A 16,925-nucleotide genomic window follows, 5' to 3' on the forward strand; every position below is an offset into this window, starting at 1 on the left:
TGCCTTGCGCGGTTAGCCCTAGAACTAGGACTCCAACAATCCCTTGTAGTTCCGCATCACCAAATGACTGTCAATCTTTTGCACCAAATCAAACGCCACGCTCACTGCGATCAGCAGGCTCGTGCCGCCGTAAAAATTGGCCACCAGCGGCGAGACGTTCAACGACCCCGAAATCATGCTCGGCACGATCGCCACCAGCGCGAGGAACCCGGCGCCGACGTACGTAATGCGGAACATCACCTTTTCCAAGTAATCAGCCGTTCGCTTGCCCGGGCGATACCCCGGAATGAACGAACCGTAGTTCTTCAAGTTGTCGGCCACGTCCTTCGGATTGAACGTGATTGCCGTCCAAAAGAAGCAGAAGAAGTAGATCAGAGCGATATAGCACAACGCGTAGACGAAGCCTGTGCGGTTGAACATCTGCGTCAGCTTGCTGAAGAGCTCGCCCCAGAAGCCGTTAGCGTCGAACATCTTCGACATGGCGCCGAACAAAATTGCCGGCAGCATCAGCAAGCTGCTGGCGAAAATGATCGGCATGACGCCAGCCTGATTCACCTTCAGCGGCAGGTACTGCCGCGTGCCGCCCATCACCCGGCGACCGCGTACATGCTTGGCGCTCTGCATCGGAATCTGCCGTTGGCCGAGCGTAATGAACACGACGCCGACGATCACTGCCACGAACATCATCGCCAGGATCAGGAGTTGCTCGATGCCTAGCTCGCCGCCGCCGCCCGTGAGTTCGAGCGACGACTGCTCAAGCAACTGCATCCCGGCGCCGGGCATGGCCGATAGGATGCCGGCCATAATCAGCAGACTGATGCCGTTGCCGATGCCAAACTCGTCAATCTGCTCGCCGATCCACATCAGGAACACCGTGCCGGCGGTCATCGTCAACACGGCGACAATCGTCCAGCTAAAGAAGAGGGTGCGCGACGCGGCGGTCGGATCGACGACGAACGAGTCGTACGCCAGATTGGGCACGATCGACTTCACATAGACCCAGCTCTGAATAATGCAGATGAAAACTGTCGCGTAGCGCGTATATTCGTTGATCTTCTTACGGCCCGCTTCGCCTTCCTTCTGCAGTCGTTCGAGCGGCGGATAGACGCTGCCCAAGAGCTGGAAAATAATCGACGCCGAAATATACGGCATGATCCCCAGGCCGAAGATCGTCACCTGGTCAAGTTGGCTCGCGCTGAAGACCGCCACTTGCTTCAGGATGTCGGCCATGCCGCCCGCCTTCTGGAAGGTGGCGACCTTGCTGGGGTCGACGATCGGCAGCGGAATCTGGAAGCCCAGTCGATAGACGCCCAGCAGCCCGAGCGTCAGCAAGATCTTGCTGCGCAGCTCGGGAATTTGCCAAACGACGCGAAGCTTTTCCCACATGGCATCATCCTGTCACGCATTCGCGCGGGAAGCTTGTTTGATCACCAAAGTATCAACGCACAAAAGCTGTCGACCCTCAGCGTCAGCCTCGTCGTTCAGCAGCAACACTGTTGACCGACGAGTGACAGCCGACTGGCGACAGCCGTGCTAGCGTAATCCGTCATCAGCCCGAGCAAGGCGCCAAGCGCCTACTTCTTCGCGGCCTTCTTTTCAGCCTTCTTCTCTGCTTTGTAATCTTCCACCGAAGCCCGGCCCGGCAGCAAGATCATTTCGCCGCCTGCCTGCTTGATCTTCTCGGCCGCCGATTCGCTGAACCGGTGTGCCGAAATCTTCAGCTTCTTCTTCAATTCGCCGTCGCCCAGCACCTTCAGCACGTCGAACCGGCCGCGGGCCAGATTCTTCGCCGACAGCGTTTCGAGCGTCACTTCCTCGCCCGCGGCAAAGGCCTCGTCGATCTGGCCCAGATTGACCACGACGACCTTCAACCCCCAGCGGTTATTGAACCCACGCTTGGGGATCCGCTGTACCAACGGCATGTTGCCGCCGGTAAACGTCACCCGCGTGCTGTTGCCGTTGCGCGACCCGGCGCCCTTGTGACCGCGGCCGGCAGTCTTGCCGTGACCCGAGCCAATGCCGCGGCCGATCCGCTTGCGGTTCTTGTTCTTCTCGATGCCGCGATTGACGTCGCTAATATTCATGGTCGTGTGAAATGCGTTAGTAATTTAGTAGGTGAGTAAGTCAGTAGGTGAGTAAGGAATCACTTTAGAGCGGATGTTTGAAGGTAGGTATTTTACCTACTCGCATAAGCACCCGCTCGCTTACTCACCCCATCCCCCCTACGAAAGGTGGACGCCGCGGAGACGCTCCACGTCCATCTTTGGACGCAGCTGCTCCAAGGCCGCCATCGTCGCCTTCACCAGCGACACCGGATTGTTCGAACCGAAGCTCTTCGTGAGGATGTCGTGGATCCCGGCCGCTTCACAGACGGCACGCACCGCGGCGCCGGCGATCACGCCCGTACCAGGGCCAGCCGGAGCTAGCACCACCTTGGCAGCGCCATAGCGCCCCTTCACCAAATGCGGGATCGTATTGCCGTCGCGGGCGACGACAATTTGCTGACGCATCCCTTCCTTCACGGCCTTCTCGACGCTGGGCGGAACTTCATTCGCTTTGCCGTAGCCCCAGCCGACCTTCCCGTCGCCATTGCCGACGACGACCATCGCCGCGAAGCTGAACCGACGACCGCCCTTCACGACGGCGGCGCACCGCTTGATCTTCACGACGTTTTCCTGCAACTCGCCGCGCACCTTCTCTTGAGGGCCCGAGTTGCGATTCCCGTCGCGCGACTTCGATCCGCGCTGTCTGTTGTCTTGGCCTTGGCTTCCGCTGGACACGAGTGGTTACTCCGCTTTTAGTTCGCCATAACGGCATGTCGCCGCAGGTTCGACCCGCGACTCGCCCCAGCCTTTTCGCTGCAGCTTGTTTATTCCCAAACTAGAATTCCAACCCGCCGGCCCGGGCCGCTTCGGCTAGCGCCGCCACGCGACCGTGGAACTTGCACGACCCGCGATCGAACCGCACCTTCGTCACGCCAGCCTTCGCCGCACGCTCGGCAATCGCCTTGCCGATCGCTTCGGCAGCAGCCTTGTTGCCGCCGTACTTGATCGCCTTTGACAATTCTTTGTCAGCCGTCGAGGCCGACGCCAACGTCTTGCCGACCGTGTCGTCGATCACCTGCGCAGTGATGTTCCGCAGCGTTCGGCAAACCGACAAACGGGGACGTTCGGCATCGCCCTTCAGCCGCTTACGAACGCGAAACGTCCGCCGCTGCCGTTGCTTGCCGAGTGCCTTGTTATGTTCCATGGTTCTCTTATCCAGCAATGAGGGCCGTTGTTCGAGAAGGCGCCTTGCCCCTCGGTAGCCCGGCGTTCTTGATTACTTCGCGGTCTTGCCAGCCTTGCGACGAACTTGCTCGCCCTCGTAACGCACGCCCTTCCCCTTGTAAGGTTCAGGCTTGCGAACGGCCCGCACTTCCGCGGCGAACTGACCAACCTTCTGCCGGTCGGCGCCCTTGATCGAAATGTGCGTCTGGTCGGGACAGGTGACGGTCAGACCAGCCGGAATCTTCTTGTGAATCTCGTTGGCGAAGCCGACCCGCAATTGCAGGACGTCCTTCGCGACGGCGGCCAGGTAACCGACGCCTTGAATCTCGAGCTTCTTCTCGTAGCCGGTCGACACGCCTTCGACCATGTTGCGAATCAACGCCCGGGTCAGTCCGTGCAAGGCGCGCGGCAGCCGGTCGTCGTTCTTACGGGTGACGACCACTTCCTTCGCCGCCGCGTCGACCTCGACCGTCACTTCGGGACGATGGGTCCACGTCAGCTTGCCGAGCTTTCCCTCGACCGTAATTTCCCGATTGGCGACGTTCACCTTCACGCCGTCAACAATCGGAACCGGTTTCTTGCCAATACGCGACATGATTTAGCTCTCAGCTATCAGCCGTCAGCCTCTCAGCCAGACGACGAAGTACTTGTCTTGTCTCTTAACCGCTGGCTGTCAGCTCATCGCTGACAGCTGATCGCTCCCTTACCACAGCTCGCACAGCACTTCGCCGCCGAGCTTCTTCTGCCGAGCTTCGCGATCGCTGATCACGCCGCGGCTCGTGCTGATGATCGAAATCCCCAGGCCGTTGAGGATCGGACGCAGGTCCGTCGACCGACTGTATACTCGCCGACCAGGCTTGCTGACCCGCTTGATATGGCGGATGACGCGCTCCCCGTTCGGACCGTACTTCAGGTCGATGAACAACTGCTTCTGCGGTTGCCCATCAGGTTGCTCTTCGTGGAAATCCCAGATGTAGCCTTCGCGCTTCAGCACTTCGGCCACGCCGCGCTTCACCTTCGACAGCGGCATTTCCACGACCGGACGCTCGACGCGTACCGCGTTGCGGATGCGGGTGAGCATGTCGGCAATTGGGTCGGTCATCATAGGGTTGTAGTTCCTATCACTTCTCGCAGCGAACCAGGCCATCGGCCGGTTAACGCTTATCTGAGCGGGTGAGTAAGTGAGTATGTGAATAGGTAAGTAAATCGCTTACTTACTCGCATATTCACCTACTCACGCATCTCAATACTCCGCTACCAGCTCGCCTTCTTCACGCCAGGGATCAGGCCCTTGTCCGCCAAATTGCGGAAGCAAATCCGGCACGTGCCGAACTTGCGATACACGGCCCGCGGACGGCCGCACAATTTGCAACGCGACTCGCGACGCGTCGAAAACTTCGGCGTCCGGTTCGCCTTCGCGATCTTTGATTTGCTAGCCACAGATTAATCTCACAAAAACTTGAAGCGCCCAAACCGTCGGACCGACGTCCTAAGCAGCCGCTTCATCAGGATTCTTGAACGGCAAACCGAACAATCGCAACATTTCCCGCGATTCGTCGTCCGAACCAGCCGAACAGCAAATCGCGATGTTCATCCCTTGCGGGCGGAGGTACTTGTCGGGGTTCAGTTCCGGGAAGACCAACTGCTCGGTCAGGCCCAGGCTGTAGTTGCCGTGACCGTCGAACGCATTGAGCTTCAACCCGCGAAAGTCGCGCACGCGCGGCAACGCGATCGAAATCAACCGATCGAGGAACTCGTACATCCGCGCGCCCCGGAGCGTCACCTTGGCCCCGATGGCCACGCCTTCGCGCAGGCGGAAGTTTGCTATCGACTTCCGCGCCTTGCAGATCAGCGCCTTCTGGCCGGTGATGTCGGTGAGCGCCGACGCGGCTTCTTCGATGTGCTTTTTGTCGCTCATCGCACTGCCGACGCCCATGCTCACCACGATCTTCTGGATCCGCGGCAGCGACAAACGATTCTCGCGGCCGAACTTCTCCCGCATGGCCGGAAGAATCTCGTTCTCGAAACGTTCCTTCAACCGCGGGACCGGCACTTCCCCGTCGGACTTGGCAGCTTTGGTTGCGGCTTTAGCCATCTCAATCAACTTTCACGTTTAGCAGCGAGCCGGGTCGTCCCCGACCCCGGTAAATTTTGTCTTAAACTCGTTTACTTCTTCGCGTGAGCCTTCTTCGCCGGAGCTAGCTCGCCAGCCGAGGCTCCGCACTTTTTGCAGAAGCGTTCCTTCGACCCGTCGTCCTTAAAACGCGAGCCGAGGCGCGTCGCCTTGCTGCACGCACTGCAGAAATACGCGAGATTCGATAGCTGAATCGGCGCCTCTTTGCTCAGCCGGCCCCCTTGCGGGTGCTTCTGGCTGCGGCGGACGTGCTTGTAAACCTTTGCGACGCCCTCAACCAGCGCCTTGCCGTCGGCACGCAGCACCTCGATAACGCGGCTCTGCTTGCCCTTGTCGGCGCCGGCGATGACTTCTACTGTGTCGCCTGTCTTGATCAACATGATTCGAACTGCCGTTTGGCGTTTGACGAATTCCAAAAACTCGACGAACTCTTGAGTCCCCTCATTCGTCGTGAGAGGGCTCCACGTTCGTTAATGTCCGCTAACTAATACTGTCTGCTTACACCACTTCGTTCGCGAGGCTCACGATCTTCATGAACCGACGGTCGCGGAGTTCGCGGGCGACGGCGCCGAAGATGCGCGTCCCGCGCGGGTTGTTATCTTTGTCGATCAGCACGACGGCGTTGTTGTCGAACCGCACATAGCTGCCGTCGTTCCGACGCGTCGGCGACCGCAAACGCACGATCACTCCGCGAACGACCGCCTTCTTCTTGACGTCGCTGCCCGGAATGACGCTCTTCACGCTGCAGACGATGACGTCGCCCAAGTGAGCAAAACGTCGGCGGCTGCCGCCCAACACCTTGATGCACATCACTTCCTTGGCGCCCGTGTTGTCGGCGACGGCAAGGCGGCTTTCCATTTGGATCATGGCTGACTCTCGTTCATGTGGCTTCGGTCATCGCCGTCGCCAGTCAACTTGTCTCGTATCCGCGGGACCGGCACTATCAAACGACAAGCCGATCAACCTGCGCCCCTCAACCCTCGCCTGCCTCTTGCGCCTGCTTCGCCGCGGCTCGCATTGCGGCGATGTCGACCGCACTGCTCTTTTCCACCACCCGGATCAGGTCCCAACGCTTCAGACGCGACTTCGGCGGGCACTCGATGATCTCCACCGTGTCGCCGATGCCCGACTCGTTGTTCTCGTCGTGAACGTGGCACACCGTCTTGCGACGAATGAACTTGCCATACTTGGGATGCGGCACCAGGCGGTCGATTTCGACCCGCCGAGTCTTCGCACACTTGTCGCTCACGACGACGCCGGTTAGCTGTTTTTTGGGCATGTCTTAATCGCTCTACTTCGCTGCGGCCGCCTGCAGCCGCTCTGTTTGAATGGTCTTCACGCGGGCGATCAAACGACGCTGACGCTTCAGCTCGCTCGGGGCGTCGAGACGCTCGGTCTGCGACTGCACCCGGGCGCGAAACAGCTTATCGACCGCCTCTTTCGCAGTCAGATCAAGCTGCTCGTCGCTCATATCTCGCAGTTCTTTGGCTTTGCTCATATTAAAGCTCTCAGCTTTCAGCGCTCAGCTTTCCGCCAGACGCCGCATTCGCCCTTGTCGGGCGGAATGCTGACAACTGACCGCTGACCGCTCCTAATTAACCTCTCTTCACCATCCGCACGCGGACCGGCATCTTGTGAGCCAACCGCGCGAGGCACAACTTCGCAGCCGCTTCGCCGACGCCGCTCAGCTCGTACAAAATCGTGCCTGGCTTGATCACCGCCGCCCAGTATTCGGGTTCGCCCTTGCCCTTACCCATGCGGGTTTCGAGCGGAATGGACGTGACCGACTTCTGCGGAAACACGCGAATGTACAATTTGCCTTCGCCGCGGATGTACTGCTGGGCAGCGATACGCCCGGCCTCGATCGTCTGAGCGCTTAGCCAGCCGCCTTGTTCGGCCTGCAAGCCATACTCGCCGAAGACGACGCGATTGCCGCGCGTGGCGTTACCTCTTATACGCCCTCTTTGGCTTTTTCTGTGCTTGACCCTCTTGGGCATCAGCGCCATCGGTCTGGTCCTCAAACATGCCTTGGTTGATCCACACTTGGATGCCGATATGACCTTGCGCGGTCATGGCTTCCGTAATTCCGTAATCGATGTTCGCTCGCAAGGTGCTCAGCGGAATCGACCCGGCAATCTGCTTTTCGCGGCGCGCCATTTCCGAACCGCCGAGGCGACCGGCCAGCTGCACCTTGATTCCCTTGGCGCCAGCCTCCATGGTCTGCTCCACCGAACGCTTCATCGTCCGACGGAAGCTCGCCCGCTTGCTCAGCTGCTCGCCAATATCCTCAGCCACCAGCTGAGCTTGCAGCTCAGGGCGGTTGACTTCTTCAATCTTGATGTTGATCCGGCGGCCGACCAGCTTCTGCAGTTCGTCCTGCAACTGCTCGACCTCCTGACCCTTGCGACCGATGATCACGCCGGGCCGAGCCGCGTGCAGGATCACCTTCACTTCGTCGCGCGTCCGCTCGATTTCCACCTTCGGGATGCCGGCAAACTTGTACTTCGTGTGAACGAATTTGCGGATCTTCTGATCTTCCATCAGCAGATCGGCGAATTCCTTCTTCGAAGCATACCAGCGGCTCTTCCAGCCGAGCATGATCCCGGTGCGGAAACCGATTGGATTGACTTTTTGACCCATAGGATGGTCTCAGGTATGAAAAAACTGTGCGTGAGTGTCGGCGACGTCGCGGTGAGTAGGTGTTTAGGTGAGTAAGTGTGCTACCTACTCACTTAAACACCTACTCACTCCCCTACTACTCAATCGAAATCTTGATGTGCGCCATCCGCTTCTTAATGATGTGCGCCATGCCGCGAGCGCCTGGCCGCACCCGCTTGACCATCGGACCGCCGTCAATCCGCGCGTCAACGATTCGCAGGCCGCCCAAGTTCGGAGCCCGGCGGTCGTCCGCGTTGCCGACGGCGCTTTGCAGCACCTTCTCCAGCATCCGCGCGCCGCGCTGCGGCTGGTACTTCAGCAGTGCCAATGCCTCGTCAACCCGCTTCCCGCGAATCAAGTCCGCCAACGGGCGCACCTTGCGGGCGCTGATCTGGGCGTGCCGATGTGTTGCAGTGTAAGCCATGTTAGCCTTCAGCTTTCAGCTCTCAGCGATCAGCCAGACCACTGATTCCTTACTTCTTTCGCGTTGCTGACAGCTGATCGCTGACAGCTGACCGCTACCTTACTTCTTCGCCTTGCCGCCGTGTCCGCGGAAGTTCCGCGTCGGCGAGAACTCGCCCAAACGGTGCCCCACCATGTCTTCCGTGACGAAGACCTTCAGGTGGGCCTTGCCGTTGTGAACCATGAACGTGTGGCCGACGAACTCCGGAATGATCGTGCAAGCCCGCGCCCAAGTCGTCAGCGGATCCTTACGACCCACGTCGTTGAGCTTCTCGACCTTTTGATACAACTTCGGGTCGACGTAAGGACCCTTTTTTGTTGAACGTCCCATAATTAGCTCTCAGCGTTCAGCCGTCAGCTTTTAGCCAAACGACTTGTGATCTGTGTATCCCGTCCGGCTGACAGCTGATCGCTGACAGCTGACCGCTTCCCTACTTCGTCACCAACTTCTGGACGCCGTAGCGACGACTACGACGACGACGCACGATCGCCTTGTTCGACGGCTTCCGACGCTTCCGCGTCATCCCGCCCTTAGCGCTCTTGCCTTGCGGGCTCACCGGGTGGCGACCACCCTTGGTGCGACCCTCGCCGCCGCCGTGCGGATGGTCGATCGGGTTCATTGCGGTACCGCGAACGTAAGGCCGAATGCCCATCCAGCGGCTGCGACCCGCCTTGCCCAACACGATGCCGAAGTGATCCGAGTTACTCGACTCGCCGATCGTCGCACGGCAAGCCGACGGAATACGCCGAATTTCGCCGCTCGGCAGCGAGATCTGAGCCCACTCCGCTTCGCGAGCCATCAGCGTCGCGTTGGCGCCGGCGCTGCGGCACAGCACGCCGCCGCGACCAGGCCGCAGCTCAATGTTAAAAATCGCCGTGCCCAGCGGAATCTTCGTCAGCGGCAGGCAGTTGCCCACCTTGGCCGGGGCGTCGGGGCCGCTCATCACTTCATCGCCAGCCTTCAGACCGCCGGGGGCGATGATGTATCGCTTCTCGCCGTCAGCGTAGAACAGCAGCGCGATGCGGGCGGTCCGATTCGGATCGTACTGAATCGAATCCACCTTCGCCGGCACGCCGTCCTTGTTCCGCCGGAAGTCGATCATCCGGTACTGCTGCTTGTGGCCGCCGCCGCGATGACGGGCGGTAATCTTACCCTGGTTGTTCCGGCCGCCGGTCTTCACCTTCGGACGCAGCAACGACTTCTCCGGCTTCGCGCCGGGCGTCAGCTCAGCGAAATCGCTGACCGTGGCGCCACGCATGCCGGGAGTAATCGGGTTTAATTTGCGAATGCCCATTTGATTTAGCTTTCAGCTTTCAGCCGCCAGCGTTTAGCCAGACGACTTAAATCGTATCTCTCCATCAGGCTGACAGCTGATCGCTGACAGCTGACCGCTATTCCTAGAAGAAGTTGATCCGGCTTTCGCCGTCGAGCGTCACGATCGCCTTCTTCCAATCCTTCGTCTGACCGAGGCGGAATCGCGTGCGGCGAACCTTCCCCTTGCGGTTCTGGGTCGCCACCTTGATCACCTTCACCTCGAACAACGATTCCACCGCTCGCTTCACGTCTTCCTTCGTCGCGAGACGATTGATCTCGAACGCGTAGGCGTTGTTGCGAGTCGACTTGTGCATCCCCTTTTCCGTCACCAGAGGCTTTACAATCACCTGGTGCGGCTCCAGCGTAATGCTCGTCGAAGCTGGTACGTGACGTGGCATGACTCACCCTTCTCCACAAACCGGAGGAAGTCCTCCGCAAGCTCAGGCGTCGCCGCCCTCGCCGCTGGTTTCAATTAATTCGCCGCGGCCTTCGCCGAAGACGCCGCCTTTGCCTTGAACGCATCCAAGGCCGCGGTCGTCATCAACACGCGCTTCGCGGTCAACACCGAATGGGCGTTCAAGTCGCTCGCCGGAGCGACGTTCACCCGATCGATGTTCCGACCGCTCTTGTACACGTTCACATCGTAGCCCGAAGTCGCCACTAACACCGATTGCCCCTCGCAGCCCAGCGTCTTGAGGATGCCGGCCATTTCCTTGGTCTTCGGAGCGGCGAACTCCAGCTTGTCGATCAGCACAATCTCGTCGTCACGCACCTTCGAGGCCAGGGCCATGCGCGTGGCCAACTGCAGCGCCTTGCGGGGCAGCGAGTACGAATAATCGCGCGGATGAATTTGCTTCATGTGACCGCCGCCGCGACGGATGCCGCTCTTGCGGTGACCCGCGCGAGCATTGCCCGTTCCCTTCTGGCGGTACATCTTCTTCGTCGAACCAGAGACTTCGTGCCGGTTCTTCGTCTTGTGCGATCCCTGACGCAAGTTCGATTGGTACATCACCACCGCGTCGTGCAACAACTGCTTGTTGATCCGCGGAGCAAGATCCGTCACCTCAATATTGTAGGTGCCGACCTTCTTACCCTTGACGTCGTGTACGTTGAGCTTTGGCATGATTCGTTCTTCGTTGAAGCGAGCCGGGCCGTCTCGGCCCCGGCGAGCAAGGTTTCACTCCGCTCGCCTACATCTTGTTCGTCTGCTGAACGACGACATACCCGCCGTTCGGCCCCGGCACGGCCCCGCGAATGAGCAACAAATTCTGCTCCGCGTCGACCTTTACCAGCTTTTGATTCCGCATCGTGCAGCGAGCGGCGCCATACTGACCAGGCATCTTCTTCCCCTTGAACAGACGACTGGGGAAGGCGCTGGCGCCGGTGCCGCCCAAGGCACGGTGACACTTCTTCACGCCGTGCGTGGCACGCTGGCCATGGAAGTTGTGACGCTTCATGGCGCCAGAGAAGCCGCGACCTTTACTGGTCCCCACGACGTCAACCCGAGCGACGCCCTCGAGAGCCGAGACGTCGATCTTGGATCCGACTTGCAGATCGCCGGCCCCGCCCCGAATTTCGCGAATGAACCGCTTCGGCTCGCACCCGGCCTTGGCAATCGCTTCAACGCCCGCGGCGGCCCGCGACTTGGCCCGCTTGCTCTCGAGCTTGGCGACGTGACCCCGCTCACTGCGGGCGGCCAACCGACGGGGCTTATCGAGATAACCTAGCTGCACCGCTTCATAACCATCACGATCGGTCGTCCGCACCTGCAGAACGTCGCAGGGACCCGCCTGAACGACGGTCACCGGCACGACATTGCCCTGCTCGTCGTAAACCTGCGTCATTCCAATTTTGCGACCCAGAATACCCGGGACGCGCTCAGCAGCGGCCATCGTTGGTCATCCTAAAGCTGGTGCTCGTCAGGCAGGAGACACGGGATCAACCCGGCTTACCCACCCAACTTCCACGGCATAGGTTAATTGCTATTGATCGGTGACTGAAAAACAGTAAGCGAATAACTTAAATCATTGCGAGCCAACAACTTAGGGCCCGCATCGAGATCAGCCCGCCGTCGCCTTGATCTTGATATCCACACCCGCCGGCAAGCTCAACTTATTGAGCGCCTCGATCGTCTTGGCGGTCGCCTGAACGATATCGATCACCCGCTTGTGCGTACGGATTTCAAATTGCTGCCGGGCCTTCTTGTCGACGTGCGGACCAGAGAGCACTGTGTACCGCTCAATCCGGGTCGGCAACGGAATCGGCCCATGAACCTCGGAATTGGTCCGCTTGGCCGTATCAACAATCTCCGCCGCACTCTGGTCTAGGACCGAGTGATCGTAGGCCTCCATCCGAATCCGAATGACTTCCCGCGACGCAGCCACTGCGATGCCCCTTTATCGGCCAGCCACTCAAATTTCGGCAGATAAACGCCGAAAAAGGAGCCCCGGCATAGTCCGTCTCGGGGGCCAGGCCCCGTGCGACAGCAATGTTTCAAAGATCCATAGTCCATCCCCAAAAGCAGGGACGAACCGCGGATTCTATGGCGGATTTAGAAGGGTGTCAACGGGTCCAATCCAGAACTTCAAGAAACAAGAAACCGGCGAGCGGGGGACGTAAGTCCCCTGCAATGTCCCCGCAAAGCCCCCTCGCCAATCTCACGCACCCCCTACCGCTTATCGCCACTCTCCCCCAGCACTCAGTCCCACCCCGCATCCACCCAAGCCACTAAAGCCTTTTCCTGCTGAGCCACATACCGCACGCGACCCGCCCTCTGTCCACCAAGTCCCGCTTTCCGGCCGAGAAAACCGTCGATTGAGCGCCCGACTCCCATAAGCCTTGAAGTCTCGCAACAGCGCGTCCGGCTCCGGATCCCCCGTCACGCCCACTACCAGATGCGCATGCGCCCGCATCACCGCCGCCGCCAACAGCCCCCACCCGCGATGGATTGCCGTCTCCCCAAACTGCCCCAACAACAACTCCGCCTGCGGCAACCGCAAAAACACCGGCGCCCCCTTCAACAACTGCCGCGATTGCTCCAATCGCTCCGGCAGATCCTGGTCATAGGCCACCCCCGGTCGGTTCTCACGAGTCCACTTCCCATGCTCAGACTCGCGAGAAATCGGACTCACAAACCCCCGCGCATCCCCCGGCAACCAAGTCCCGTAGGTCGTCCACGTCAACAACCAATGGCGATCATATGCGAGCGGCATGACCTCGAACCTCAAACAATTGGATCACAAACACAGGGAGCTAACGCTCCCCGCTCGCATCTCCACACAAAAACCTGGCGAGCGGGGGACGTAAGTCCCCTGCCCCGCGCTCCCCCCAAGACTCACCCCGCCACAAATTACCACAAATCACATCGCCAATAAACTTTTCCTTGCAATACCCACCCTCTTGCGAGAACCAACAGTATCACTACACTAATACACATGCCCCCCAGCGCTGGCCTCTTTGAGCTCCACCCGTCATCGGGAATTCCGATTTATCGGCAACTCATCGATCAGGTCCGCGCCCTCATCGCGGGAGGCCGCCTCGTCCCTGGCGACATGCTTCCCAGCGTTCGAGAGGTCGCTCGCGCCGCTGAGGTCAATCCCATGACCGTCAGCAAGGCCTATTCCCGCCTGGAAATCGAAGGAGTCGTCGAACGTGTGCGCGGCCAAGGCATGCGCATCCTCGAACCCAACACGGGAGGCCCCTTACGCGAACGCCGTCAAGAATTCCGCGACCTCGCCGCCCCCGCCATCCATCGCGCTCTCCAACTCGGGCTCACTGACCAACAGATCCACAAAGCGGTCGATCAACTCCTCGAAGAACAAGCCGCCCGTCACTCCAACGACTAGCGCCAATCCGATCACCAGCATCCAGCAAGACCAATACCAATGACTCCCCCAGTCGTTGCAATCGACGCCCTCGAAAAATCGTTCGGGGACTACCCAACAAAACGCGTCCTGCGAGGCGTTAATCTCTCCATCCCTCCCGGCACTGTCCTCGGCCTGCTCGGCCAGAACGGCAGCGGCAAAAGCACCTTGCTCAAGTGCTCGCTCGGCCTCCTGCGTCCCACAGCCGGCAGCGTCACAGTCCTCGGCGACGACTCCTGGAACCTCTCCGCCGGCGTGAAGGCCCGTCTCGGCTACGTCCCGCAGGAAGCCGTCACCTATCCGTGGATGAGAGTCCGACAGGTCATCGCGTACACAGCCGCCTTCTATCCGACCTGGAATCAGCGCCTCGTCGACGAGCTCTGCCAGCGCTGGCGACTCCCGTTGGAAGAACGCGTCGGTCCCCTCTCAGTGGGCCAACTCCAATCGCTCGCCATCGTGCTGGCCCTTGGCCACGAACCAGAATTGCTCATGCTTGACGAACCCGTCGCAGGCCTCGATCCGTCTGCTCGCCGCGAGTTCCTGCGCACGATTCTAGAAATCGTCGACAATCCGCGCCGCACGATCATGTTCAGCACCCACATCACCAGCGACCTTGAACGAGTCGCCAACCGCGTCGCCATCCTGAAAGACGGGCGCATTGCTTACTACGGCGAACTCGACGAACTCAAGGACCGCGTCAAGCGACTACGCATCGCCGCGGCGCACGACCTGCCGCAATCGTTCAAAATCCCCGGCGCACTCCGCTGCGAAGTCGCCGGCGCCGTGGCGACCGTCAGCGTCAACGACTTCGACGAGCAACTGGCCGACCACCTCCGCACCGCGTGGAGCGCCGACGTCACCGTCCACGACCTAAACCTGGAAGAGATCTTCGTCGAAATGCACGCGGCAGGATCCCCCACATTAGCCGTGACGCGCTAACGGAGCGTGAACCAAACGGTGTCGGGGACCTATTGCCACTGGCGGTTCCACGTTCACGACTGACTCCCCAGTGGCAATAGGTCCCCGACACCCTCCACGCCGCCATCAACCGCCACGGCCTCCCATGACGCTCCGCCAACTCCAACAAGTCACTATCCATCACCTCTCCCGGCCGAAGCCGTGGAGTTGGTTACTAGGCGCAGTCCTAATGCTATTCGCCCTCTATTCGTTGGCAGACTGGGTATCGAATCCGCCTGGTACTACAAGCCTCACGCTGCCGACCCTCATCTTCCCCGTCTTTGCGTTATGCCTGTTCCCCTATCTCCAAGTTCGCCAGCACGCCATCCTCTGGCAGTTTGATAATCCGCAGGCGGCGCTGCTCCCTGGCTATCGAACCCCTCATCTTCTCTTCCTTCTAGTCGTCGCCGTCATCACGATGGCTATCGTCCCCTGCACAATTGCCGCGCTCGCGTCGATATCTCCCTGGTTTCTACTGGCCGTTTGCGCACTCCTGGGCGCTGGACTTCTCTTCCCATCAATGACGGGGTTGATCGTCCCGTTTATCATCTTGTTTCAGCTCGATCTTGACGCAGCTTTCGTCAAACCATGGATGCTGGCCGAAGGGTTCCGACTTCCCGTGCTGGTTGCAATTGCCGCCGTCTCGTGGCGGACAATCGGTCTTCATGCCTTCGACGCATCGTCGGGACGCGAAGAGGGAACGCGACTTCCCCTCGCCTTCTTGAAACGCACTGACTGGCGCTTCGGCAAGACCGCCGAGGAAAAGCAACTCGGCCCCGCCAGTCGCCCCCATTGGCTGCAACTCGCCTGGAACTCCTCCCGACTTGATCGACAAATTAGTCGGATGCGAAACGCGGGAGTCTATGCCAAAGTTCGCACGGGCATCGCTCGCACTTCGAGCAATGCACCAGGCGGCGCCCTCCAACTTGTTCCCCTGCTAGCTATCGGCGTCATCATCCTCTGGCGAAGCGAAGAGTCTATTAGCTTCGATCAGTCAAACTGGGAGTTCATGACGAGCACTCTCCCTTTTCTAACGCTGGCCGCCGCCCTGGCGCCTGCCGTCAGCCTCGCCAATCGAATTCCGCAGATGGCGTTCGAGCGATTGCTGCCCATGACAAATCAGACGTTCGCCAATGCACTGATCTACAACGCCCTGCGATCTTCAATTCGCTGGTGGCTTGTAGCCCACGCTGCTGCCCTGGCCGCGCTGAAGTTTCTTCCCTGGGAGTACCTTGAGCCTCCCTCTCAATCGACGATGACGGTCTATGTTTTTATCTCACTTTCCTGCCTCCTCTTTGGAAACGGAGCCGCCTTGATAGGGGCGCTGACGCCAGGCTTCTTCGCCGCATTTATCGTCGGAGCCCCCAGCGTCGCCGTCTGCGTTGGCCTGCCGGGCTTTTGGTCGAGCCTGAACCCCGGCCAATCAAACATGGGCGTTCTGATCGCCGCCGCATTCTTCGCCGCTGTTGGCGTGAGCCTAATTGCTCTTGCTCGAACAAACTGGCGAGACCGCGAATTCGGCAATCGCTAGAGCCAGCCGTCTAAAAACAGCGAGGGGCCAAAACATAGCTCGCCATCGACCGACGCCAGCAAGCAAAGGCAAGAAAAGAAGGCGCGGCTCCGCAGTGCCGTTGGCGGGTCGAAGCCCAAGGGCAAAGAGTCGCCTCGCGGAGCCGCGCCTGGAAGGTCGAGTAGCAAGGGCGAATTCGCCCGCCTCAGCTAGTTACGGCCCCCGCCCGCCCCACATTAGCCTCCGGTTCTTCGAACCGGAGGCCGGCCCCACGACGAAGTCCAATGATCGCCGCCAAATTCCGAACAGTTTTCCGTTGAAAATGGCCACCCAAGCCGATATGTATACGGATGTATATTCACGTTCTTTGGCAATCCGATTCTCAACCATCCGCCCAGAGCCATCCCAACTTCGCGGCGGATAGCGCAGCCGCTGCGCGCATCGCCAGAGTATGGGAGCTTTTGTGTTGTCCGATTCGGCCAACAGGTTTCGTTGGCCTCCTTGGCCATCTTGGCCGCCTCGGCCATGTCGATGACGTCGTCAGCGGCGACAAGCCGCCTGCCGCTCCTACTGTCGCGACAGAAGCGACACAATTCATCGCGATCAGCGACGCAACTTCAAGTGAGGCCTAGGAATAAGACGCCTCGATTTCTGTCGCCAAAAATCGCATTGGCGCCAGGCGAGGCCAAACGACAATAATGCTGCCGTTCAATCATCCCGCGACGACAGCACTCCTCTGTCGCGACAAAGGCGACAG

At 59.9% G+C, this 16,925-nt stretch carries 25 protein-coding genes; 3 read left to right on the forward strand and 22 right to left on the reverse strand.

Going from position 1 to position 16,925, the window contains the following annotated elements:
• Nucleotides 1–24 precede the first annotated feature (24 nt).
• The 22 genes from secY to I41_RS26140 form a co-directional block, all read right to left on the reverse strand.
• Nucleotides 25–1,386 (reverse strand): preprotein translocase subunit SecY, encoded by a 1,362-nt coding sequence (gene secY, locus I41_RS26035; protein ID WP_145435975.1) that lies wholly within the window; start codon nt 1,384–1,386, stop codon nt 25–27.
• Between the two features lie 188 nt (nt 1,387–1,574).
• Complete coding sequence (gene rplO, locus I41_RS26040; RefSeq protein ID WP_145435977.1) at nt 1,575–2,084, reverse strand: 50S ribosomal protein L15; 510 nt, start codon at nt 2,082–2,084, stop codon at nt 1,575–1,577.
• 138 nt (nt 2,085–2,222) lie between these two features.
• Entirely contained in the window at nt 2,223–2,780 is a 558-nt protein-coding gene (rpsE, locus tag I41_RS26045) for a 30S ribosomal protein S5 (RefSeq protein WP_391524820.1), read from the reverse strand.
• 100 nt (nt 2,781–2,880) lie between these two features.
• Entirely contained in the window at nt 2,881–3,249 is a 369-nt protein-coding gene (gene rplR / locus I41_RS26050) for a 50S ribosomal protein L18 (RefSeq protein WP_145435979.1), read from the reverse strand.
• 72 nt (nt 3,250–3,321) lie between these two features.
• A complete protein-coding gene (gene rplF, locus I41_RS26055; RefSeq protein WP_145435981.1) occupies nt 3,322–3,864 on the reverse strand; it encodes a 50S ribosomal protein L6 in 543 nt (180 codons plus the stop codon).
• 108 nt (nt 3,865–3,972) lie between these two features.
• Nucleotides 3,973–4,374, reverse strand: coding sequence for a 30S ribosomal protein S8 (rpsH, locus tag I41_RS26060; RefSeq protein WP_145435983.1), 402 nt, complete (start codon nt 4,372–4,374; stop codon nt 3,973–3,975).
• Nucleotides 4,375–4,523: 149 nt separating this feature from the next.
• Nucleotides 4,524–4,709: a type Z 30S ribosomal protein S14 gene (locus I41_RS26065; protein WP_145435984.1), complete on the reverse strand. Its 186-nt coding sequence runs from the start codon at nt 4,707–4,709 to the stop codon at nt 4,524–4,526.
• Nucleotides 4,710–4,758: 49 nt separating this feature from the next.
• Complete coding sequence (rplE, locus tag I41_RS26070) at nt 4,759–5,364, reverse strand: 50S ribosomal protein L5 (RefSeq protein WP_145435986.1); 606 nt, start codon at nt 5,362–5,364, stop codon at nt 4,759–4,761.
• 71 nt (nt 5,365–5,435) lie between these two features.
• Nucleotides 5,436–5,783, reverse strand: a complete 348-nt coding sequence (gene rplX, locus I41_RS26075; protein ID WP_145435988.1) for a 50S ribosomal protein L24 — start codon at nt 5,781–5,783, stop codon at nt 5,436–5,438.
• Nucleotides 5,784–5,901: 118 nt separating this feature from the next.
• Nucleotides 5,902–6,270: a 50S ribosomal protein L14 gene (gene rplN / locus I41_RS26080; protein ID WP_145435989.1), complete on the reverse strand. Its 369-nt coding sequence runs from the start codon at nt 6,268–6,270 to the stop codon at nt 5,902–5,904.
• A 106-nt stretch (nt 6,271–6,376) separates the two neighbouring features.
• Complete coding sequence (gene rpsQ, locus I41_RS26085) at nt 6,377–6,682, reverse strand: 30S ribosomal protein S17 (protein ID WP_145435991.1); 306 nt, start codon at nt 6,680–6,682, stop codon at nt 6,377–6,379.
• Nucleotides 6,683–6,694: 12 nt separating this feature from the next.
• Nucleotides 6,695–6,901, reverse strand: coding sequence for a 50S ribosomal protein L29 (gene rpmC, locus I41_RS26090; protein WP_145435993.1), 207 nt, complete (start codon nt 6,899–6,901; stop codon nt 6,695–6,697).
• Nucleotides 6,902–6,998: 97 nt separating this feature from the next.
• On the reverse strand, nt 6,999–7,409 hold the full coding sequence (gene rplP, locus I41_RS26095) for a 50S ribosomal protein L16 (protein WP_145435995.1): 411 nt from the start codon (nt 7,407–7,409) through the stop codon (nt 6,999–7,001).
• Nucleotides 7,348–8,043, reverse strand: coding sequence for a 30S ribosomal protein S3 (rpsC, locus tag I41_RS26100; protein WP_145435997.1), 696 nt, complete (start codon nt 8,041–8,043; stop codon nt 7,348–7,350). The genes rplP and rpsC overlap by 62 nt, the downstream gene beginning before the upstream one ends.
• A gap of 115 nt (nt 8,044–8,158) precedes the next feature.
• Nucleotides 8,159–8,485 carry a 50S ribosomal protein L22 gene (gene rplV, locus I41_RS26105; RefSeq protein ID WP_145435999.1) on the reverse strand — a complete coding sequence of 109 codons (327 nt, stop codon included), beginning with the start codon at nt 8,483–8,485 and terminating at the stop codon, nt 8,159–8,161.
• Nucleotides 8,486–8,584: 99 nt separating this feature from the next.
• Entirely contained in the window at nt 8,585–8,854 is a 270-nt protein-coding gene (gene rpsS / locus I41_RS26110) for a 30S ribosomal protein S19 (RefSeq protein ID WP_145436001.1), read from the reverse strand.
• A gap of 100 nt (nt 8,855–8,954) precedes the next feature.
• Nucleotides 8,955–9,818, reverse strand: coding sequence for a 50S ribosomal protein L2 (gene rplB, locus I41_RS26115; protein ID WP_145436003.1), 864 nt, complete (start codon nt 9,816–9,818; stop codon nt 8,955–8,957).
• A 103-nt stretch (nt 9,819–9,921) separates the two neighbouring features.
• Entirely contained in the window at nt 9,922–10,236 is a 315-nt protein-coding gene (gene rplW / locus I41_RS26120; RefSeq protein WP_145436005.1) for a 50S ribosomal protein L23, read from the reverse strand.
• Between the two features lie 74 nt (nt 10,237–10,310).
• Complete coding sequence (gene rplD, locus I41_RS26125) at nt 10,311–10,961, reverse strand: 50S ribosomal protein L4 (protein ID WP_145436007.1); 651 nt, start codon at nt 10,959–10,961, stop codon at nt 10,311–10,313.
• Nucleotides 10,962–11,028: 67 nt separating this feature from the next.
• Nucleotides 11,029–11,682 (reverse strand): 50S ribosomal protein L3, encoded by a 654-nt coding sequence (rplC, locus tag I41_RS26130; RefSeq protein WP_210421256.1) that lies wholly within the window; start codon nt 11,680–11,682, stop codon nt 11,029–11,031.
• A 216-nt stretch (nt 11,683–11,898) separates the two neighbouring features.
• Nucleotides 11,899–12,222, reverse strand: coding sequence for a 30S ribosomal protein S10 (gene rpsJ, locus I41_RS26135; RefSeq protein ID WP_145436011.1), 324 nt, complete (start codon nt 12,220–12,222; stop codon nt 11,899–11,901).
• 291 nt (nt 12,223–12,513) lie between these two features.
• Entirely contained in the window at nt 12,514–13,050 is a 537-nt protein-coding gene (locus tag I41_RS26140) for a hypothetical protein (RefSeq protein WP_145436013.1), read from the reverse strand.
• Between the two features lie 222 nt (nt 13,051–13,272).
• Between I41_RS26140 and I41_RS26145 the strand changes: the two genes are divergently transcribed.
• The 3 genes from I41_RS26145 to I41_RS26155 all read left to right on the forward strand — a co-directional run bounded on the left by I41_RS26145 (nt 13,273) and on the right by I41_RS26155 (nt 16,189).
• Complete coding sequence (locus I41_RS26145) at nt 13,273–13,683, forward strand: GntR family transcriptional regulator (RefSeq protein ID WP_145436015.1); 411 nt, start codon at nt 13,273–13,275, stop codon at nt 13,681–13,683.
• 39 nt (nt 13,684–13,722) lie between these two features.
• A complete protein-coding gene (locus I41_RS26150) occupies nt 13,723–14,640 on the forward strand; it encodes an ABC transporter ATP-binding protein (RefSeq protein WP_145436017.1) in 918 nt (305 codons plus the stop codon).
• A gap of 124 nt (nt 14,641–14,764) precedes the next feature.
• A complete protein-coding gene (locus I41_RS26155) occupies nt 14,765–16,189 on the forward strand; it encodes a hypothetical protein (protein ID WP_168207168.1) in 1,425 nt (474 codons plus the stop codon).
• Nucleotides 16,190–16,925: the final 736 nt, after the last annotated feature.

The organism is Lacipirellula limnantheis (assembly GCF_007746075.1).
GTDB classification, from domain to species: domain Bacteria; phylum Planctomycetota; class Planctomycetia; order Pirellulales; family Lacipirellulaceae; genus Lacipirellula; species Lacipirellula limnantheis.